Source organism: Paenibacillus sp. CECT 9249, assembly GCF_918697855.1.
Taxonomy (GTDB): domain Bacteria; phylum Bacillota; class Bacilli; order Paenibacillales; family Paenibacillaceae; genus MSJ-34.
This window is the reverse complement of record NZ_CAKKLI010000003.1, coordinates 1-18572: the sequence shown is the minus strand read 5'-3', so window position 1 is coordinate 18572 and position 18572 is coordinate 1. Positions and strand designations below refer to the sequence as shown.

Genomic DNA, 18572 nt, shown 5'->3' with positions numbered 1-18572 from the left:
TATCATAAAGCTTTCCCGATTAAACGTGCGGAATGCTGCGCCGAAACGAATCCATTGAATCCATTACAGCCATCTGGGGAACGCTAAATACGGAAAACATTATAACACGGAGGTCGTTCATCATGGCAGTAGTTATGAGTTTGCGGGAAGCGATCGTGAAGAAGGTCGAAGGCCAGTCCAATGAAGATTTGCGCGAAATTATCGAGGATTCGATCGGTCAAGACGAACGCGCGCTGCCGGGACTTGGCGTCTTATTTGAAACGATATGGAAACAAATTGATACGAACACGCAAAATCAGCTAATCGACGCGCTGCAGCAAGGCTTGAAAGCAAAGCCCTCTTCTTAAACGAACATGCCGCCGAACCTGAGGCTCACCCTCAGGTTTGTTTGATTGAGAACATAAGAACCGGGATTGATCTTGTATAATATACAACATATCTCCATTTTTCTACCTCGCTACGCAAACTATGCTGTAAAATTTGCAACATAGCGGCGCTCAAACGGAGCGTTTCGCCCTTCCGCTTGCGTTTTTGTTGTACGAGATGCAACATGGTACTAGGCTCCTGCACTTTTTCCCGCTCAAATATTGTATTTCATACAACATACAACCCTCCTTGCGAAAATCCCCCTCCATTCATTTTTTTTCGACAAAATTGAAGTGAAAACCGAATCATGATCGTCTAAGTAATTGTGCAAGGGCTAGTTGCGTTCGGGTTCCATGATTTGTGCACAGGCAAGTTTTGTTGCGCAGGCAATCGAAGAAGCATCGCTTCACAAAACAGAGCCCATGCTTTCGAAGCAAGTTTTGTTGCGCAGGCAATCGAAGAAGCATCGCTTCACAAAACTTTTAGAGGGGAGGATTTGTCGTGCTGCACGTACATGATCTTTCGCATGTTTTTCGCAACGGCAGCGAAGATACGCCCGTACTGAAAAACATTAATTTTACCGTAGAAAAGGGGGAGATGGTGGCATTGCTCGGCAGTTCCGGCTCCGGCAAATCGACATTGCTCAACCTGATGGCCGGGTTAATGAAACCGACGGAAGGACAAATCATCATCAACGGCCAGCCGATCGAGAAAATGAGCGAAAACAAACTGGCCGAATACCGGCGTACGAACATCGGATTTATATTCCAAGCCTATGAGCTTATATCGCATATGACGGTGCGCGAAAACGTGGAGCTGCCGCTCGTCTTTCAGGGGATGCGTCCTAGCGAGCGCAAAGAGAAGGCCATCGAGCTGCTCCATCAAGTCGGCCTGCAGGACAAAACCGAGCTGTTCCCGTCGCAATTGTCCGGCGGACAACAGCAGCGGGTCAGCATTGCGCGTTCGCTCATCACGATGCCTTCCATCGTGTTTGCGGACGAGCCCACAGGCAACCTGGATACGAAGACGGAGAAAGAAATTATCGATCTTCTTATCGACCTGAACGAGAAATTACATATTACATTCGTCATCGTTACGCATGAACGCGAAGTCGCCATTCGAACGAAACGCATCATCCATTTGCGCGACGGGCAATTGATCGAAGACGACGAATGGGGGGAGGGAATAGCGCATGAGGCTTAGAGATTACCTCCGCATCGGCTGGGATCAGCTGAAACGGCGCAAAGTCGTCACCGCCATGTGCGCCTGCGGCATCGCCATCGGTTCCTCCGCAATCATCGTTGCGCTGTCGCTCGGCGAATCGTCGCAAAAGTATGCGCAGGAACAAGTGAACGCCTTTTTAAAGATCGATGAAATTACGATCATGGACAATTCGGAGGGAAATTCCGGCGAACCTTCGAACGAAAGCCCGGACGACTATGGGAAAGTTACGAAACAAAAGCTCGACTTGATTCGCAGCTTCCCGCATGTCAAAGCGGTTGCGACTTTTAAAGATCTGGGGTACTTCCCTTTCGTCGTCGACGACCAGAAAAACGGCCGCGTCAATCTGATCGCAACCGATCTTGACACGTTAACCTATTTCGACAAGGAGTTCAAACAAGGCAATTATTCCGATCAACCGAATACGATCGTGCTTAGCTACGGAGCGACGTTAGGCCTGTACGACGAACGCACCGACGAAATCCGGAACAAACAGTTGCAGGCGAATCCGGACAATAAGCAGCTGCGGGAAATGTACCGCAGTTTGGACAAAGTTCCGACGCCTCTATACCAGAAAGGAATCAAGCTGCTCATCACAGGCAATCCTTCCGGCAGCGGCCAGCCGAAGGTGATCGAAGTGCCCGCGCGCGTAACGGGAGTTCTTAACAAGCCGAGCGGGGTCCCGGAAGATTCGATCCCATATATGAAGGAAGCATACATATCGCATGAAATGGCGGAGCAAATTCAAAACGCAATGAAAGAATCGACCGGATCGAATGCCGGCATGGAGCGGTTCGACTCTTACGCAAGAGTTGTCGTGAAAGTGGACGACACGAAACATGTCAAAGCATTGGATGAGAAAATAAAAAAACTAAAATTAAACACCCAAAACAATTTGCATCAGCAAGACCGGTTAAACGAGCAATTCGCCGTTATTCGCACCGTCGCGTTGGGAGTGGGCTTGTTCGTGCTCTTCATCGCTTCGATCTCGATCGTCGTTGCGATGACAATGTCCACATATCAAAGGCGGAAACAAATCGGCGTGATGAAAGTGCTGGGCGCCAATTTGCGCCAAATACGCAACATGTTTATCGTCGAATCCGCGCTGCTCGGTTTGCTCGGCGGCATGGTCGGCATCCTGCTGTCCTATTGGGTCGTTTGGGGCATTAACGGGCTGTTGTCCGCGGTCGACAGCGGCACATCCGAGCTCATCTTTATTTCTACCTGGATTTTAGGGGTCGGCATCTTCTTCGCCGTGCTGACGGGCGTGCTGTCCGGCATTTATCCCGCCATCAGCGCTTCGCGGACCGATGCTTTAACGGCAATTAAACGAGATTAGGGGGAACAATCATTGAAGAAAAAAATTTGGCTGGGCGTCCTCGGAATCGTCATTATCGCTATCAGTTTCTTTTTATATCGGCTCAGTAAACCTCCGGCGGCAGCGCCCGTCGATTTGGGAGCGGAAACGATGCTGCAGTTCGATGTCACCCGCGAAAATTTGTCCAAGACGATCGAAGTGAAAGGGAAATCCTCTTACTTGAATGAAACTTTCATCTATGCGCCATATTCCGGCGATGTTGTGAAATGGCATGTGAAAGACGGGACGCAATTGAAAAAAGGCGATATCATGTTCGAGCTCGACGGCACCAAGCTCAGCAACGATATTGCATTGATGGAGGCGAATTCCAAAAAGGCGCAGCTGGAAAAAAGATTGAATGAGCTGCAGGCTGCCATGAGCGAACACGAAGCTCCGCCATTGACGACGGAATACGAATCGAAAAAATATTTTGTGGAAAAAGAACAAAACAAAATTGTAAACGAATTAAACGAAGTTAATGAACAGATCAATCGAACGGATATTGAGGAAAAGAAAAAGAAGCTCGGCCAATCGAAGTTTGCCGCGCCGGACGCCGGCATATTTCTATTCGAAGATTCCAGCAAAATTCCGCAGGCCGTCAAGGAAAGCGACCGGCTCGGCAAAATCGTCGATTTAGGCAAACTTCAACTGATAACGTACGTCGGCGAACAAGACGTATTTCAGATCAAGCCGGGCATGCCGGTTAAGGTGAAGATCAATGCGCTGAAAAATATTACGCTTGAGGGCAGCGTCGAACGCGTCTCCAAATTTGCCAAGTCGGGAACGGATCAAAGCTCCGGCCAAGCCGCGCAATTCGAAGTGAATATTCATCTGCAGCCGAACGAGAATTTGATCGCCGGCCTCAGCTTGACGGGCGAGATTGAAATCGCCAATAAGGAGAATATCGTCGTCGTGCCGACGCTGGCCGTGCAGCGGGAAAACGACAAGTACTATGTTATGAAGCAGACCCCGGAAGGACTCGAGAAAACATTTATTGAAATCGGATTGGAGACGGCGGATAAAACCGAAGTGATCAGCGGGCTGAACGAAGGGGACAAAGTTGTTCTTCAGTAGTGTTTGCCATTATTTATATCTTTTTCCTCCAGAAGTATTGACATTTCATCGGCATGAGTCGTATGATGCTATAGATAATAAAATGATTTGCCAATTACCTCGTTAGGTGAGGCTCCTATACAAACAGATGCCACTGCCCAGAAATATCGAAAGATGCCCATGGGTTGAACAGGGATTGCCGGATTAAGGCTTTTCATAATGTGGCTAAGACAACGCTCGACGTTGCCTTTACGTTGTATAGTGCCAAAACTCGACTTGGAGGGACATCGGAAGTTTCTATTTGCATTTGCATATTCCATGAATCCTCTAGTAGTTAGGGGATTCATTTTTTTTATTGGAGGTAATATGCATGTTTAAAAAGTGGAGAGAACTGGATTATATCATTTTGCTTATTGTCGGCATTTTCATGGCCGTGAGCACCATCGCCATTTACAGCGCAACCAATCTTACGAAATACGAAGGACTGCACATGAACAACCTGCTGCTATACGGGGTATCCGGTATTTTGGTCTGTGTGCTGGCGCTTATCGATTATCGAATTTTCGTTCGTAAATTATCCTATCTTTTATACGGAATCGGGATTGTATTCCTCATCTATGTCATGTTCCAAGGAGTAACGATTAACGGATCGAGACGATGGATCAATCTCGCCTTTATTCAATTTCAACCGTCCGAGCTTGTGAAAATTGCGCTCATTCTCGTCATTGCCAAACTGCAAGAAAAAAGGCAGGGCGACGCGCTTCAAGTGTGGAGCGACATCCTGCCGATTACTCTGTTCACGGCGGTACCGTTTGTGTTGGTCTTGATGCAGCCCGATTTAGGCACGGCGATCGTATTCATCAGCATTTATATCGGCATGCTATGGTCGGGCAATATCCGTATCAAACATATTGCGGTCGGCGCCGGAACGGCCGCTGCCATCGTCGGGCTCATCGTTGCTTTGTATTATTTCGATTTCAATCTATTCTCCAAAATTGTTAAGCCGCATCAATTAGAACGGATACAAACGTTTCTGGACCCCGGGGCGGATCCGAATTCCGCTTGGCATGTCATGAATTCGCTCACCGCCGTCGGGGTGGGGCAGTTGTTCGGCAAAGGGTTTCAGCACGGTTTTTATACGCAAAACGGATTCATCCCTTATAATTACGCAGACTCTATTTATGTCGTCATCGGAGAAGAATTCGGGTTTGCAGGCTCGGCGTTATTGCTCATCTTGTTCTTCCTGCTCTTCTACCGGATGATCCGCATCGCGTCCGAATGCAAAGATTTGTCCGGGTCGTACATCGTGGTCGGCGTCATTTCAATGTTGACTTTGCAAATCTTCGAGAATATCGCCATGCATATCGGCATGATGCCGATGACGGGAATCGCGCTGCCCTTTATAAGTTACGGAGGAAGCTCCTTATTGACGAATATGATCGCGGTAGGGCTCGTTCTCAGCGTCAGAACGCATCGGAACAGGCACGATATCCCCTAATCGCAATACAAGAAAAGACGGCTCTTACGGAGCCGTCTCCAGAAATTTTACGTCAGGCATTTTGTCGATTGCGGTCCGCATCGCATATTCGTTCTCGAACAAGGCGACGTAATTGTCTTTCTTGTCCTTGACAAGCTGCGAATTAATGCGGAATTTCGCCGGATCGATGCTGTCGCCGACAACCCAGCGGCCGAATTGGAACGGCAGCCGCTGCAGCAGCACTTCCACGCCATATTCGGCTTTCATCCGATATTCGAACACTTCGAATTGCAGCTGGCCGACAACGCCGAGAATCGTCTCGTCGAACGTCCCCGTGGAGTAGAACACCTGAATCGTTCCTTCCTCCGTCAACTGATCGACGCCTTTCTGGTATTGCTTATGCTTTAACGCATTCTTGACCGTGACTCTGGCGAATAATTCGGGCGAGAACGTCGGCAGTTCGTCGAATGTCACCTCGGAACCTTGACTCAAGCTATCGCCGATGCGGAATATGCCGGGATCGAACAAGCCGATAATATCCCCCGGATAAGCTTCCTGAACGATATCGCGGTCTTGCGCCAGAAATTGCTGCGGCTGAGATAGCTTGATTTCTTTACCGACGCGCACATGCTTCACGGCCATGCCCCGTTCGAACTTCCCGGAACAAACGCGCAGGAATGCGATTCGGTCGCGATGAGCCGGATTCATGTTCGCCTGGATTTTGAATATATAACCGGAAAATTTCTCGTCGGTAGGCTCCAGCAACCCTTCGATCGTTTGGCGCGGAGCCGGCTTCGGCGCAAGCTGCAGGAAATTTTCAAGAAACGTCTGCACACCGAAATTGTTGATCGCGCTGCCGAAGAAAACCGGCGTCAATTCGCCCCGCTTCACTTTCTCGAAATCGAACGGATCGCCGGCGACATCGAGCAGTTCCAATTCCTCGCATAGTTGGTCATGCAGAAACTGTCCCGCCATCTCGCGAATTACCGGATCGTGGTAATCTTCCACCTTTTGTACCTTAATGACGGAATGATCGTCCCCTTGGAACAGTTCCACCTGATTTTTCGCCCGATCGTATACGCCGCATAAGTCCCGCCCCATCCCGATCGGCCAGTTCATCGGTACGGAACGGATGCCCAGCACTTGTTCGATTTCTTCCATCAACTCGAACGGACTGCGCCCTTCGCGGTCCAGCTTATTAATGAACGTAAAAATTGGAATGCCGCGTTTGGCGCAAACCTGGAACAATTTGATCGTCTGCGCCTCGACGCCTTTGGCCACGTCGATCAACATGACCGCGCTATCCGCCGCCGTCAAAGTCCGGTACGTATCTTCACTGAAGTCTTGGTGGCCGGGCGTATCGAGAATATTGACGCGATGGCCGTTATAGTCGAACTGCATAACCGATGAAGTGACGGAGATGCCCCGCTGCTTCTCGATTTCCATCCAGTCGCTCGTTGCATGCTTCGAGGCTTTGCGCGCTTTTACCGTCCCTGCCAGCCGAATGGCGCCTCCGAATAGAAGCAGCTTTTCCGTTAACGTCGTTTTCCCCGCATCGGGGTGGGAGATGATGGCAAACGTTCTGCGTTTATCCACCTCTTTGCTAATTTGTTCCGAAAGCGTTTTGCTCATAGTTTTATCCCTTCCATACGAAAATCACATAGCTATTATTGTACCACAAAACGCGTCAAAACGTGATTTTTTTCCGCGATCGCGGGTTGGCGTCTTTCGGCGTCCGAAAGACAAAAATGCCCCAAGCGGATATTCCGCTTGAGGACATCTTGCCGTTTGTTTACGAGCCTTTCACCCAAACTACGTTGTCTTCCACTTGTCCGTTGACCGGCCACCAGTGAAAACCGTCCTTCTCCAGTATTTCGTCGGTTTTCTTCGGCCCCCACGTACCGGCCGGATATTGCTGCAAATCGTCCGTTCCTTCCGCCCAAGCTTCTGCGATCCGATCGACGAAAGCCCAAGCCGAAGCGACCTCGTCCCAGCGCGTGAAATAAGTGGAGTCGCCGCGCGCCGCATCGAAGATCAGGCGTTCGTACGCTTCCGGCGAATTAATGCCGACGAGACAGCTTTGACAAAAATCCATCGCGAGCGGTTGAATTTCCGATTCCGAGCCCGGCTTCTTCGCATTGATCTTCACATAGATGCCTTCCATCGGATTCACCCGAATGACAAGCAAGTTCGGTTCCAATTTATGCTTCTGGCCTAAATAGACATTCGTGGGCATCCGCTTGAATTCGACGACGACTTCCGTCGTCTTAACCGGCAGACGCTTGCCCGTACGGATATAGAACGGAACGCCCGCCCAGCGGAAATTGTCGACGAACACCCGGGCGGCGAAATACGTTTCCGTTACCGACTCCGGATTCACTTTATCTTCCTGCCGGTAACCCGGCAACGGTTTGCCGTTCAGTTCGCCTTCGGTATATTGGCCGCGGATGACATTCTCGCGCACTTCCTCCGCCGAAGCGAATTTGCGCAGCGAGCGGAGAACCTTCACCTTCTCGTCGCGGATATCTTCCGGATGGAGCCGGCTAGGCGGTTCCATCGCGATCATCGTCAACATCTGCAGCATATGGTTCTGTCCCATGTCGCGCAGCGCGCCGGCATGATCGTAGTATCCGCCGCGCTCCTCAACGCCGACCGTTTCGCTTAACGTAATTTGAACGTTGGCGATATGTTTGTTGTTCCAGAGAGGTTCGAAGAATTGGTTGGCAAACCGGATAACCTCGATATTTTGCACCATTTCTTTCCCTAAATAATGATCGATACGGAAAATTTCCTCTTCGCGGAACACTTCGTTAATTTGTTCGTTCAATTTCTGCGCGGATTCCAAGTCGTAACCGAACGGCTTCTCGATGACTAGCCGATGCCAACCGTCGGTGTCCAGCATGCCGCCGGCCCGCAAATTTTGCGAAACGCTGCCGAACAGTTCCGGCGCAAGCGCCAAATAGAAAAGCCGGTTGCCGGGAATATCGAATTCTCGTTCCAAAGCTTCCGTCTGCGCGTTGAGTTCGCGAAAGCCTTCGACATTGTTAATGTCCAGCGATTTATATTCAAAATGTTTGACAAATCGGTTCCATTGCTCGGCGTCTTCCGTTTTGTAACGGCAAAATTCTTGAATCGAGCGGTATACGTCCTCCCGGAATTCTTCATTCGTCCGCGGACGGCGCGCTACGCCGACGACGGCGAAATTTTCCGCCAACTTCCCTTCCCGGTATAAACTATAAAGCGCGGGGAACAATTTACGGCTTGCCAAATCGCCTGTCGCTCCGAATATGAAAAAGACGGCTCCAGATGTCAGTGCATGTTCGTTGTTTTGATTTTGTATCATGGTCCTCATTCTTCCTATATGTATTTTAGGCACTTACGTGTTTTTCCATTCTGGAATGAAAACTTGTTTGATAATATGTCATTTTAACATAATTGATCGCTTTACGCTATCCAATTAAAAATTTTTTTCAATATATGATGGCATAATTCGGTTAATATTCGATCGTAATAAGCGGAATTCCAATAGAAATACGGGATTTATCCTTCTCGCGATCGTCATGGACCGCGATTTGCAAATTGACGGTCTTCCCCCCGCTCTCGATTCCGACATCGATTTCCGGGGCGAAGTAAGTCGCGCTAACCGTCGTCTCATCCGTGTACCGTTCCATCTCTTTCATCTTCACGCGTTTGGCAATCCGTGCGGTGATCGCATCATAATCGGCCGTCCCGCCATTGCCCGCATATCCCTGAACGGTTGCATTCCAGCGGTATGGAATCCGATGCCGGCGCAATCGTTCCGTCTGTTTCCGCAACCGGTCCGCCACTTTGCGGTAACCGTCTCGTCCTTCCCCCGCCATTTCAACGACGAACCCTATCATGTGGTCTTCTTCTTTATAGACTGTCAGTTGCAGCTTATCGTTCGGCTGATCCGATACGGCCCGGTATATTTCTTTCCCTTGTTCCTGAAGGATTTGTCCGCCGGGAAAAGCCAACCTTTCGCCGATTCGCCGCGCCTCTTCGGCGAAATCGGATTGATCGGGACGATAGACCAAACTTCCGTTCAATTTGGCGACGATCCGCTCGGCTCCTTCCGCTTCGCCTAACGACCACAGCATGTCCAAATCGCCGGCAAGACGATCCCCCGGACGCGTGATCCCCGCCATTATCGCAACAACGATCCCCGCCCCAAGCAGCGCAATGAATACGAACCATATCGCCTTCCTCATAGCGTATCCCCTTTCCTCGAAATCAATCCGCCGTAGAGCGTCGCTTTCACTTCCGCCATAAAGCCGTTCGGAAAAATAGGCGTTTCTCATATAGGTTAGTAACCATACAAGGGATAAGCCTATCGAATACACTGAATCTAAAGAATGTTTCCGCCCTGTCACATTCGCTTGAAAACTAATAATAGGAGGTGCCCTGCATCTATGGTTCCGATTTATCCTTTAACCGAAGATGCTATCAATCCGTATTGCGGGTATTATGTATGCGCCGTTATGAAGGATGGCAGACAATACATCGGACGGATCACCGGTTGCAGAAACGGTCAATTGTTCCTGGACGGCGACCCGTCTGTCTTGACGAACGGCCATTCGAAAACATCCAAGAAAGGCGGCAAGCAAAAAGGCAAGAAAGTAGCGAACAAAGACTCCGCGAAACTTAACGCATTCGCCCCATATCCGTATGGTGGTTTCGGATACGGCGCCGGCATCGCTTTGGATTTGGCCTTGCTAGCACTTCTCTTCCTCGTGTTCATTTAATAAGCTTGGAGAATAGCCAAAAACCCGGAAATTCCGGGTTTATTCTCATTCAGCCAATCCGTTCTTATATGCATAAATGGCCGCTTGCGTACGGTCTTCGACGTTCAGCTTCGCCAATATGTTCGTTACGTGAAATTTTACGGTTTTGACGCCGATAAACAATTCGTCCGCGATATCTTGATTGGATTTCCCTTGCGCGAGCAGACGAAGCACGTCCATTTCGCGGTCGGTCAAATCTTCGTGGGCCGCTGCGCTCGCCTTCGGTTGCCGCAATCGGTTCATCATCTTCGAGGCGACTTGCGATTCGAGCACCGACTGCCCGCGGGCCGCGGCCCGAATCGCTTCGGCAATTTCTCCCGCGCGCGACGTTTTGAGCAAATAACTGAATGCGCCCGCCTCGATGACCGGATACATCTTCTCATCGTCCAAATAACTGGTCAGCACGATTACTTTACAATCGGGGTGGAGCTCAAGCAGCTTCCTTGTCGTCTCGATGCCGTCCATACCTTCCATGACCAAGTCCATAAGCACGACGTCAGGCTTATATTCTTGGGCCAACCGGATCCCTTCATGGCCGTTGCTCGCCTCGCCAACGACCTCGATGCCGTCTTCCGTATTCAATACGGCGGCAAGGCCGATTCTTACCATTTCATGATCGTCAACCAGCAATACTTTAATCGTCGATTCCGTTTCCATCTTCCCCATGACCTCCGCTTTCTTCTTTTACGATTGGGATCCGGATCTCAATTTTCGTTCCTTTACCCGGCGCAGTCATAATTTGAATGGAACCGCCGATTTCATTGACCCGTTCCTGCATCGTTTTCAAACCGTAAGAAGCTTGTTTTTGCACGTCCAAATCGAAACCGACGCCGTTATCCCTGAGCAGAACGCGAACGCCGTCCGCCCGGAGCTTCAGCTTAATTTCCATTTTGGTCGCTTTCGCATGACGCAGCGTATTGGACAACGCTTCTTGAACGATTCGGAATATATGATCTTCTATCCCTTTTAACAGTTGAATGTTCTCATCCATTTCGAAGACGATTTCCATCGGCACCTTCGCCCTCATCTCCGACAGCAGTTCCTGCAATCCTTGCTCCAACCCTTTTCCTTCCAAGTGAACCGGACGCAAATGCAAGAGCAGCGCGCGCATTTCCGATTGCGCAACGGAAGCCATTTCCTCGATCAGCTTCACCTGCCGCTGGGCCCGGTCGAAATCTTTCTCGAGCGTCCTCCCGACGGCCGTCGCCGTCATGGAAATGGCGAACAGTTGTTGGCTGACCGCGTCATGCAATTCGCGCGCGAGCCGCTGCCGTTCTTCAATGATCGCAGTAAACCTAGCCTTCTGCGCCAACTGCGCATTGTTCGTCGAAAGCCGCTGCAGCGAATTCACTTGCTCTTCCCATTTTTTGCTCATTCGTCTCACCTGCTCCGCAAGCTGGCCGACTTCATCGCCCCCTAAATCGGGCAACGGCGTGGACAAATTGCCTTTCTCCATTTGCAATACCGAATCGCGCAGCGTATCCAGCCTCTTTTTTATTGTATGGCTTTGAATAAAACCGAATACGGCGGCGATCACCGCGACGACCAAAATGGCCGTAACGCTTGCGTTCACCCCTTCGACCCAAGACGCGAACGGCTTGATATAGCCGTAATACTTCATTAAAAATATGATAACGCCAAACAAAACTAAAGAAAAGAGAATCGTTTGACCCATGCTTCGAATGACCATATTGGTCGTTTTTTTCGGTTCCAAACGCACGATTCCCCTTTCTTTAGTTCAATCGGATATCAATATCTCCTACGATATAGGAAATAAACAGTTTCACTTTATGTTCGCTCATTTCATAATTCGGCGATTGCCACACCCTTTTGTTCACCAATCCCGAGTCTTGATCCTGATCGAAGCTGACCTGTCCGAGGAGCACCGAGGCTTCGATATACACGCCGATATCGTCCGGGATCGTTATGTCGATATCGCCGAACGCCCCTTGCAGAACGACGACGTTTTCCATGCTTTCGGGAATAGCCAATGAGAAGTCCATTTCGATATCGCCGACGACATGCCATAGGCTAATGCTGCGCAATATCCACGGTTCGCGATTCCATTGAATGCTGCTATGCAAATTATGCCGCTGGATATAACGTTCGTCGCGATGAGCCTTCTTGGATTTGGCATAGAATAGGCCGAGCGAGATAAGTACGATGCCGAAAATCATCGTAAAATTGTCGAACATTAGCAGAATGGCGCCGACAATTAACAGCTTGTAGCTGCTTTTTCCTTCATTGCTGCGCAGTCTTTTCACGCCAAAAAAGATAAGAACGAGGGCGGCAATTGTCAAAATGCTAACCCACCGGCTTAACAATATAAATGCGCCTATCGCTATCAAGATGATCGCCAAGTTTCGGTTACGCTGATCCATGCCGCACCTCCTTATGCTCAACGAAAAGGATGGAAAGCCATCCGGCCGTGGAACGCGCCGTATGGCTTTGCCTATCATAGTCTATCAGAATTTCGCGAAAATCGAAACCTTAATTTTTGTCGTTCAATTTATTTTTCAATGCGTTCAATTGTTCTTCCACCTTGAGCTGCTTCTCAGCATCGACCGGCGGGCTGTACAGATTGCTGCCCGAGTACGGAGCGCGGATAACGTCGGCTTCCGCTTCTAATTGCATAATTTTCTCTTCCATCCGTTGGAAACCGCGGGCCGCTCCGCCGCCTTCAATCGTATGCAGCGTAGTGATGGAGGCCATTTGCTTTTTCGCTTTCGCCATTTGCGCGCGAGTCGCAAGTTCATTGCGTTTGTTGCGCAGCTTGTAGTACTCGTCTTTCATTTCATGCAGTTGCTTCATCAACTCGTCGGCCTGTGTTTTGGCTTCGATATGCATGTTGCTGTACTCGGAAACTTTTTGATCGTAATAAATTTTTTCCTCAAGCAATTTGCGGGCAACTTCTTCCTGTCCGTTGCGCAGCGCCAATTCCGCTTGCGCTTCGCGCTCTCCCGCGATGCGGGCCGCTTCGTCATAACGTTGTTTCACGCGGCGTTCGTTCGCCATTTGTTTCGCAACGGTTACTTCCGCTTCGTGAATTTCCCCTTCCATGTCGCGCAAGTATTGGTTCAACATGACAACCGGATCTTCCACCTTATCCAACAAGTCGTGAATCGACGCTTTCGTCATATCTTTAATTCTTTGAAATACTCCCATTCTTAAACATCTCCCTTCTCATATTTCGCAACTTTGGCGCGTAGTTCTTCCAATTCTTTTTTCAATGCTTTTTTCTCGATATCTTCCATGGCCGCATCGATCGGCGATGCGTTCGCCGGATTCGATCCGTTGACAGGACCGCCAGCGTTCATGTTTGTTCCAAATCCCGACGGGCCTTGGGGTCTCGGTCCGTATGACGGCCCGAAAGGACCGTTTGGCGGAACGGGGCCCTGGTTTCCATACCCGCCGTATTTGTTATGATTGTACCCGTGGAAGCCGTTGCTTCCATAGCCCGGACCCGGACCCGGACCGAACGGGCCGAAAGGCGGATAAGTCGGTTCTTTCGGTACGACCAAGCTGGCTACGATGTAGATGAACAGTACGGTCCCGCCTGTAAAGACCGTTAGAATCACTACCAAGACTCGAATCAGGGTAGAGTCCATCCCCAGCATTTCCGCCAATCCGCCACAAAGACCGGTAAATGTTTTGTCACGGTTAGAACGATATAATTTGGTCATCTTTTACTCCTTTCCGCTATCCTCCAATTTCTGCTTTAATCGGTTTAGCTCGCGGTCAAGCGCCGATTGCAAAGTCGTTCCCGCCTGCACCGCGAATTCTTGCCCCATCCGGCGCAGATCCCGCAAACTGCGCGATTCCAGCTCCCAGTCGGAGACGCGGTCTTCCAAGCGTTGAAACATGCGCGGAACGTCTTGCATTCCGTATGCGCCCATTCTTTGATTCATTCGCTGCTGCAATCGAAGCGATTCCATCCGGGCGAAGTAATACTGACGTTTGTCGAAGACGGTTTGATACTCCGACTTCAACATATTGATTTGGTCTTCCAACTCCAAAATGGCGTTTTTGCTTTGCTCGTACAGTTCCGTGTACTGTTCGATTTTTTCTTCTTGCTGGATTTTTTCTTGCAATGCCATTTTAGCGATATGTTCTTCTTCCGCCTTTAGGGCGAGCAGCGCTTGTTGTTCCCTCTTATCCCGAAGCAACTGCGCTTGTTGAAGCTGCTGCTTCATTTGATTCGCGTGCATTAAATACTGCTGGTACAATCTTTCCGCTTCGACGATTTCCTGCTTAGTCGTGACGAGAAACTGGTCAATCAAGCGCACCGGATCTTCCGACCGTTCCAAACGGTCGTTTAACGTTGCAGCAGTTATGTCCCTTACCCGACGAATAACACTCATCTTTCGGCCTCCTATCCTTCATTTACTTCATCGATATGATTTTCTTCGGTCGGACAGCATCGATATTCCGAAAACGATCAAACCGATCGCGAGCAGTATTCCGAAAATCCAAGCCATCTTGCTGACAAGCGCGATGGTACCGATGATCAAAATGATCCAACCGAAAAATTTATTGCCTTGTTTAATTCCGTAATAACCGAGGGCGATCATTAGGATCGGAATGATATACCCCATCAATCCGCCAAGGATGCCGAACTTTGAGAGTAGGAGGATAACCCCTAATCCGATGATTGCTATCGCAATTCCAAAATTTTTATTTGTTCTCATTGCAATGATTCACCGCCTTTCGTCTTCTTTCTTGCTTATGTCTTTATTTTAGGTTGTTTCGCTTTTTTTCAAAACGGACCCACGACGGTTTTTGCACCTAGACCTAGGTCGGGGTACACTATCGACTTAAGGTATGATGTCGATTGGAAACCTGTATTTCGCTATGATTCAACAATTCTCAATTGTAGAAATCACTCTTCTAATGTAAAATATGGTAATAGGAATAACGAACTATTCCCACTCGATTGGAGGAAATCAGATGGTCAGAGAGAGCGCGCTATCGACTGAGAAGTTTCTCGGCTGCCAGTTGAAGCGAGATATATTCAATAAGACGGGACTTCTGATCGTTCCGGCTTTAACCGTTCTGAACGAAGAACATTTGCAAATGATCGGGCAGCATCAAATCGACATCTCCATGCATGATGTTTACCCGCTTGAAACGCCGCCATCCAACGAACAAAACGGTCATAAAGCGCTCATTGATAAAAGCGTTTCCATGGTCCAGGATATTTTCAGGGAGGTCCGTTTCGAGAACAAAATCCCGCTCGAAGATATTCATGATCAGGTCATTCCGACGATCCGGAATGCAGCCGAAACTTCTAATTTGTTTCGCATTTTTTCATCGCTTCGCGCAATGGACGATTATACGTACCGCCATACGATTGCAGTCGGCATTATCGCTTCAATGATCGGGAAATGGCTTCGCTTGCCCAATGAGGAATTATCCGACTTGACGATGGCCGCCACATTATGCGATATCGGCAAAATGATGGTGCCGGAACATATATTGAACAAGCCGGGAGCGCTAACGGCCGAAGAATTCGAACAAATGAAAAAACATACGATATACGGTTACGAACTCATTCAAAGCACGGCCGGAACGACGCATAGACAGGCTCTAGTGGCGCTCCAGCATCACGAAAGACATGACGGCAGCGGATATCCGTACGGGATTCGCGAGAAAGAGATCGATCTATTTAGCCGCATTGTAGCCGTTGCCGACGTATTTCACGCGATGAGCTCAAACAAGGTGTATCGAAACGCCACTCCTTTCTACGAGACGCTCAAACAGATGAACCAGAACGCTTACGGTGCGTTCGACGCCAAAGTTATACATATCTTCCTTGATAAAATGATGCAATCGCTCACCGGGAGCGAAGTTCTGTTAACTGACGGAAGCAAAGGGAATATCGTTATGATCAATTCTCATGATCCGACCCGCCCGTTAGTGCAGGTTGGCGGCAATTTCATCGATTTAAGCAAGCAAACCTACCTCCATATCGAACAGGTGAACGGTTAGCCGTATCAAAAAACACCGGTCACGGAGCGCGCGCTTCCGGCCGGTGTTTCTTGTTACTTGAGAAAATCGTTTCCTTAACAGTACAATTTGTGAAATGTTTATCGATAGATCCAAAAAGCGGCGTTAATTATTGCCCTAGCCTCAGTGCAAACTAATTAAATGGAAAAGTTGGCTCTAAAAGTCCCAAAAATCCGCATACTTGTCAAACCACGCTAAATTAGCTCCTGTTTTTGCCGCTACTTCCCATTTTCGCAACGAACTAGCCTAAACAACAGTAGTAATTGGCGTTAAAGTTTCCGAAGAATTAAATCTGTCAAATAAAATCAAAAAAGTCCTTGAAATCTCCAGTTTCAAGGACAAGAAGGTTATGAAGAATATGGTGCCGGTGAAGGGACTCGAACCCCCACGGTTTCCCTCACGATTTTGAGTCGCGCGCGTCTGCCAATTCCGCCACACCGGCATGTACTATATGATTATAGTATGTTTCTTTCGTCAAGTAAAGAGGGAATTTCAACCTCTGCAACCCGACAAGATGTTACATGGCGTGCCCTAAGAGATTCGAACTCCTGACCTTTTGATTCGTAGTCAAACGCTCTATCCGGCTGAGCTAAGGGCACATATGATGACTGGTGCGGAAGACCAGACTTGAACTGGTACGGTAGTCACCTACCGCAGGATTTTAAGTCCTGTGCGTCTGCCGATTCCGCCACTCCCGCACGGTGAAGATTGTGGAGGCGCCACCCAGACTCGAACTGGGGGTAAAGCTTTTGCAGAGCTCTGCCTTACCACTTGGCTATGGCGCCTAATAAATGGAGCGGACGACGGGAATCGAACCCGCGACCCTCGCCTTGGCAAGGCGATGCTCTACCGCTGAGCCACGTCCGCATAATGGCTGGGGATCAAGGATTCGAACCTTGGAATGACGGAGTCAAAGTCCGTTGCCTTACCGCTTGGCTAATCCCCAATAAGATGAAATTATGGGGCGATCGATGGGACTTGAACCCACGAATGCCGGAGCCACAATCCGGTGCGTTAACCCCTTCGCCACGACCGCCATATGAATGAAACAAGTTATTCTGGCAGGGGCAGCAGGAATTGAACCCACACTAACGGTTTTGGAGACCGCTGTTCTACCTTTAAACTATGCCCCTGTATTGTTAAGGAATGGTGGAGGCTGATGGATTCGAACCACCGAACTCGTCAGAGAACAGATTTACAGTCTGCTGCGTTTGGCCACTTCGCTAAGCCTCCACATTGTGCTGCATGGTGCCGGCGAGAGGACTTGAACCCCCAACCTACTGATTACAAGTCAGTTGCTCTACCAATTGAGCTACACCGGCGTATGTTGTTGTTCAATGGTGGCTCGGGACGGAATCGAACCGCCGACACGAGGATTTTCAGTCCTCTGCTCTACCGACTGAGCTACCGAGCCTTAATCGTTTCGAAAGTAAATGGCGGAGCTGACGGGATTCGAACCCGCGTTCTCCTGCGTGACAGGCAGGCATGTTAGGCCTCTACACCACAGCTCCGTATTTGATTGGTTGCGGGGGCAGGATTTGAACCTGCGACCTTCGGGTTATGAGCCCGACGAGCTACCGAGCTGCTCCACCCCGCGATATTGTATATGGTGGAGGCTGACGGGATCGAACCGCCGACCCTCTGCTTGTAAGGCAGATGCTCTCCCAGCTGAGCTAAGCCTCCGATTTAACGACAATCAATATCTTATCAGATTCTTCTAGGATATTGCAAGTCATTTTTCGATGATGATGGTTATCAAAGAGAAATAATGGTGACCCGTAGGGGATTCGAACCCCTGTTACCTCCGTGAAAGGGAGGTGTCTTAACCCCTTGACCAACGGGCCACATACTGGCGGAGAGCGAGGGATTCGAACCCTCGATACGCGGTTAACGTATACACGATTTCCAATCGTGCTCCTTCGACCACTCGGACAGCTCTCCATAATGGCTCCCCGAACAGGACTCGAACCTGTGACAACTCGGTTAACAGCCGAGTGCTCTACCGACTGAGCTATCAGGGAACAATAATATTCAATTCAAGGAGTTGCTCCCTGAAAACTAGATGCGAAACAAACGCGAATTCTTGTGTTATCCTTTATTCGGGGTCCCCCGAAAAGTAATCGGAATACGCTTCGAAGCATATCGTCACTTTTTGGGGTATGTTTTAGGATAAGCCCTCGACCGATTAGTATTGGTCAGCTGCACGCATTGCTGCGCTTCCACCTCCAACCTATCAACCTCGTCGTCTACAAGGGGTCTTACGAATTGGGAAATCTCATCTTGAGGGGGG

Annotated in this window: 17 protein-coding genes, 17 tRNA genes, 1 rRNA gene and 1 riboswitch; of the genes, 7 read left to right on the top strand and 28 right to left on the bottom strand. The window is 49.4% G+C overall.

Annotated elements, in window-relative coordinates; genetic code table 11:
• Positions 1 to 122 precede the first annotated feature (122 nt).
• The 5 genes from sspI (at position 123) to LQ229_RS03570 (ending at position 5495) form a co-directional block, all read left to right on the top strand.
• Complete coding sequence (gene sspI / locus LQ229_RS03590) at positions 123 to 347, top strand: small acid-soluble spore protein SspI (protein WP_216537126.1); 225 nt, start codon at positions 123 to 125, stop codon at positions 345 to 347.
• Between the two features lie 520 nt (positions 348 to 867).
• Positions 868 to 1569 carry an ABC transporter ATP-binding protein gene (locus LQ229_RS03585; protein ID WP_216537125.1) on the top strand — a complete coding sequence of 234 codons (702 nt, stop codon included), beginning with the start codon at positions 868 to 870 and terminating at the stop codon, positions 1567 to 1569.
• On the top strand, positions 1559 to 2926 hold the full coding sequence (locus LQ229_RS03580; RefSeq protein WP_216537124.1) for an ABC transporter permease: 1368 nt from the start codon (positions 1559 to 1561) through the stop codon (positions 2924 to 2926). Before LQ229_RS03585 ends, LQ229_RS03580 begins: the two co-directional genes overlap by 11 nt.
• A 12-nt stretch (positions 2927 to 2938) precedes the next feature.
• Positions 2939 to 4018, top strand: a complete 1080-nt coding sequence (locus LQ229_RS03575; RefSeq protein WP_216537123.1) for an efflux RND transporter periplasmic adaptor subunit — start codon at positions 2939 to 2941, stop codon at positions 4016 to 4018.
• 91 nt (positions 4019 to 4109) lie between these two features.
• A riboswitch (M-box (ykoK) riboswitch) is annotated at positions 4110 to 4286 on the top strand.
• Positions 4287 to 4367: 81 nt separating this feature from the next.
• Positions 4368 to 5495 (top strand): FtsW/RodA/SpoVE family cell cycle protein, encoded by a 1128-nt coding sequence (locus tag LQ229_RS03570; RefSeq protein ID WP_216537122.1) that lies wholly within the window; start codon positions 4368 to 4370, stop codon positions 5493 to 5495.
• Between the two features lie 24 nt (positions 5496 to 5519).
• Here LQ229_RS03570 and LQ229_RS03565 read toward each other — a convergent pair whose 3' ends face one another.
• The 3 genes from LQ229_RS03565 to LQ229_RS03555 form a co-directional block, all read right to left on the bottom strand.
• Entirely contained in the window at positions 5520 to 7106 is a 1587-nt protein-coding gene (locus LQ229_RS03565) for a peptide chain release factor 3 (protein ID WP_216537121.1), read from the bottom strand.
• A 160-nt stretch (positions 7107 to 7266) separates the two neighbouring features.
• The gene (gene zwf / locus LQ229_RS03560; protein WP_216537120.1) at positions 7267 to 8817 is read right to left on the bottom strand and encodes a glucose-6-phosphate dehydrogenase; all 1551 of its coding nucleotides are present in this window, start codon (positions 8815 to 8817) and stop codon (positions 7267 to 7269) included.
• A 151-nt stretch (positions 8818 to 8968) separates the two neighbouring features.
• Positions 8969 to 9703, bottom strand: coding sequence for a YwmB family TATA-box binding protein (locus LQ229_RS03555; RefSeq protein WP_216537119.1), 735 nt, complete (start codon positions 9701 to 9703; stop codon positions 8969 to 8971).
• A 201-nt stretch (positions 9704 to 9904) separates the two neighbouring features.
• Here LQ229_RS03555 and LQ229_RS03550 point away from each other — a divergent pair, with 201 nt between their 5' ends.
• Positions 9905 to 10237, top strand: coding sequence for a hypothetical protein (locus LQ229_RS03550; protein WP_216537118.1), 333 nt, complete (start codon positions 9905 to 9907; stop codon positions 10235 to 10237).
• A gap of 45 nt (positions 10238 to 10282) precedes the next feature.
• Here the strand turns inward: LQ229_RS03550 and LQ229_RS03545 are convergent, their stop codons facing one another.
• From LQ229_RS03545 to LQ229_RS03515, 7 genes are all read right to left on the bottom strand, one after another.
• Positions 10283 to 10942 (bottom strand): response regulator transcription factor, encoded by a 660-nt coding sequence (locus LQ229_RS03545; RefSeq protein ID WP_290370013.1) that lies wholly within the window; start codon positions 10940 to 10942, stop codon positions 10283 to 10285.
• Positions 10911 to 11990, bottom strand: a complete 1080-nt coding sequence (locus tag LQ229_RS03540; protein ID WP_216537116.1) for a sensor histidine kinase — start codon at positions 11988 to 11990, stop codon at positions 10911 to 10913. Before LQ229_RS03540 ends, LQ229_RS03545 begins: the two co-directional genes overlap by 32 nt.
• A 19-nt stretch (positions 11991 to 12009) precedes the next feature.
• Positions 12010 to 12657: a cell wall-active antibiotics response protein LiaF gene (gene liaF / locus LQ229_RS03535; RefSeq protein WP_216537115.1), complete on the bottom strand. Its 648-nt coding sequence runs from the start codon at positions 12655 to 12657 to the stop codon at positions 12010 to 12012.
• 109 nt (positions 12658 to 12766) lie between these two features.
• Positions 12767 to 13441, bottom strand: a complete 675-nt coding sequence (locus LQ229_RS03530) for a PspA/IM30 family protein (RefSeq protein ID WP_216537114.1) — start codon at positions 13439 to 13441, stop codon at positions 12767 to 12769.
• A 2-nt stretch (positions 13442 to 13443) separates the two neighbouring features.
• Positions 13444 to 13959: a PspC domain-containing protein gene (locus tag LQ229_RS03525; RefSeq protein WP_216537113.1), complete on the bottom strand. Its 516-nt coding sequence runs from the start codon at positions 13957 to 13959 to the stop codon at positions 13444 to 13446.
• A gap of 3 nt (positions 13960 to 13962) precedes the next feature.
• Complete coding sequence (locus LQ229_RS03520; RefSeq protein WP_216537112.1) at positions 13963 to 14637, bottom strand: PspA/IM30 family protein; 675 nt, start codon at positions 14635 to 14637, stop codon at positions 13963 to 13965.
• A 27-nt stretch (positions 14638 to 14664) separates the two neighbouring features.
• A complete protein-coding gene (locus LQ229_RS03515) occupies positions 14665 to 14964 on the bottom strand; it encodes a hypothetical protein (protein WP_216537111.1) in 300 nt (99 codons plus the stop codon).
• A 259-nt stretch (positions 14965 to 15223) separates the two neighbouring features.
• Between LQ229_RS03515 and LQ229_RS03510 the strand changes: the two genes are divergently transcribed.
• On the top strand, positions 15224 to 16264 hold the full coding sequence (locus LQ229_RS03510; protein ID WP_216537110.1) for an HD-GYP domain-containing protein: 1041 nt from the start codon (positions 15224 to 15226) through the stop codon (positions 16262 to 16264).
• Positions 16265 to 16641: 377 nt separating this feature from the next.
• On the opposite strand, the gene LQ229_RS03505 is transcribed toward LQ229_RS03510, so the two are convergent.
• The 18 genes from LQ229_RS03505 to LQ229_RS03420 form a co-directional block, all read right to left on the bottom strand.
• Positions 16642 to 16724 (bottom strand) — tRNA-Leu (locus LQ229_RS03505).
• An 80-nt stretch (positions 16725 to 16804) separates the two neighbouring features.
• Positions 16805 to 16881 (bottom strand) — tRNA-Arg (locus LQ229_RS03500).
• A gap of 10 nt (positions 16882 to 16891) precedes the next feature.
• A tRNA-Leu gene (locus LQ229_RS03495) sits at positions 16892 to 16980 on the bottom strand.
• A gap of 13 nt (positions 16981 to 16993) precedes the next feature.
• Positions 16994 to 17067: transfer RNA gene (locus tag LQ229_RS03490), tRNA-Cys, on the bottom strand.
• A gap of 7 nt (positions 17068 to 17074) precedes the next feature.
• Positions 17075 to 17149: transfer RNA gene (locus tag LQ229_RS03485), tRNA-Gly, on the bottom strand.
• A gap of 4 nt (positions 17150 to 17153) precedes the next feature.
• Positions 17154 to 17228 (bottom strand) — tRNA-Gln (locus LQ229_RS03480).
• Between the two features lie 14 nt (positions 17229 to 17242).
• Positions 17243 to 17318 (bottom strand) — tRNA-His (locus LQ229_RS03475).
• A 23-nt stretch (positions 17319 to 17341) separates the two neighbouring features.
• Positions 17342 to 17415: transfer RNA gene (locus LQ229_RS03470), tRNA-Trp, on the bottom strand.
• Positions 17416 to 17429: 14 nt separating this feature from the next.
• A tRNA-Tyr gene (locus LQ229_RS03465) sits at positions 17430 to 17515 on the bottom strand.
• A 13-nt stretch (positions 17516 to 17528) separates the two neighbouring features.
• Positions 17529 to 17604: transfer RNA gene (locus LQ229_RS03460), tRNA-Thr, on the bottom strand.
• A 16-nt stretch (positions 17605 to 17620) separates the two neighbouring features.
• Positions 17621 to 17696: transfer RNA gene (locus LQ229_RS03455), tRNA-Phe, on the bottom strand.
• Positions 17697 to 17716: 20 nt separating this feature from the next.
• Positions 17717 to 17793 (bottom strand) — tRNA-Asp (locus LQ229_RS03450).
• Between the two features lie 9 nt (positions 17794 to 17802).
• A tRNA-Met gene (locus tag LQ229_RS03445) sits at positions 17803 to 17879 on the bottom strand.
• Positions 17880 to 17889: 10 nt separating this feature from the next.
• Positions 17890 to 17965: transfer RNA gene (locus LQ229_RS03440), tRNA-Val, on the bottom strand.
• A gap of 86 nt (positions 17966 to 18051) precedes the next feature.
• A tRNA-Glu gene (locus LQ229_RS03435) sits at positions 18052 to 18126 on the bottom strand.
• A 6-nt stretch (positions 18127 to 18132) separates the two neighbouring features.
• Positions 18133 to 18223 (bottom strand) — tRNA-Ser (locus LQ229_RS03430).
• 4 nt (positions 18224 to 18227) lie between these two features.
• Positions 18228 to 18303 (bottom strand) — tRNA-Asn (locus tag LQ229_RS03425).
• 144 nt (positions 18304 to 18447) lie between these two features.
• Positions 18448 to 18572: ribosomal RNA gene (locus tag LQ229_RS03420) — 23S ribosomal RNA — on the bottom strand; the annotation flags it as partial.

Bases quoted from the DNA above. Each gene is read 5' to 3' on its own strand.
- sspI (WP_216537126.1), top strand. From the start codon at position 123: ATGGCAGTAGTTATGAGTTTGCGGGAAGCGATCGTGAAGAAGGTCGAA.
- LQ229_RS03580 (WP_216537124.1), top strand. From the start codon at position 1,559: ATGAGGCTTAGAGATTACCTCCGCATCGGCTGGGATCAGCTGAAACGG.
- LQ229_RS03570 (WP_216537122.1), top strand. From the start codon at position 4,368: ATGTTTAAAAAGTGGAGAGAACTGGATTATATCATTTTGCTTATTGTC.
- LQ229_RS03565 (WP_216537121.1), bottom strand. From the start codon at position 7,106: ATGAGCAAAACGCTTTCGGAACAAATTAGCAAAGAGGTGGATAAACGC.
- zwf (WP_216537120.1), bottom strand. From the start codon at position 8,817: ATGATACAAAATCAAAACAACGAACATGCACTGACATCTGGAGCCGTC.
- LQ229_RS03555 (WP_216537119.1), bottom strand. From the start codon at position 9,703: ATGAGGAAGGCGATATGGTTCGTATTCATTGCGCTGCTTGGGGCGGGG.
- LQ229_RS03550 (WP_216537118.1), top strand. From the start codon at position 9,905: ATGGTTCCGATTTATCCTTTAACCGAAGATGCTATCAATCCGTATTGC.
- LQ229_RS03545 (WP_290370013.1), bottom strand. From the start codon at position 10,942: ATGGGGAAGATGGAAACGGAATCGACGATTAAAGTATTGCTGGTTGAC.
- liaF (WP_216537115.1), bottom strand. From the start codon at position 12,657: ATGGATCAGCGTAACCGAAACTTGGCGATCATCTTGATAGCGATAGGC.
- LQ229_RS03530 (WP_216537114.1), bottom strand. From the start codon at position 13,441: ATGGGAGTATTTCAAAGAATTAAAGATATGACGAAAGCGTCGATTCAC.
- LQ229_RS03525 (WP_216537113.1), bottom strand. From the start codon at position 13,959: ATGACCAAATTATATCGTTCTAACCGTGACAAAACATTTACCGGTCTT.
- LQ229_RS03520 (WP_216537112.1), bottom strand. From the start codon at position 14,637: ATGAGTGTTATTCGTCGGGTAAGGGACATAACTGCTGCAACGTTAAAC.
- LQ229_RS03515 (WP_216537111.1), bottom strand. From the start codon at position 14,964: ATGAGAACAAATAAAAATTTTGGAATTGCGATAGCAATCATCGGATTA.
- LQ229_RS03510 (WP_216537110.1), top strand. From the start codon at position 15,224: ATGGTCAGAGAGAGCGCGCTATCGACTGAGAAGTTTCTCGGCTGCCAG.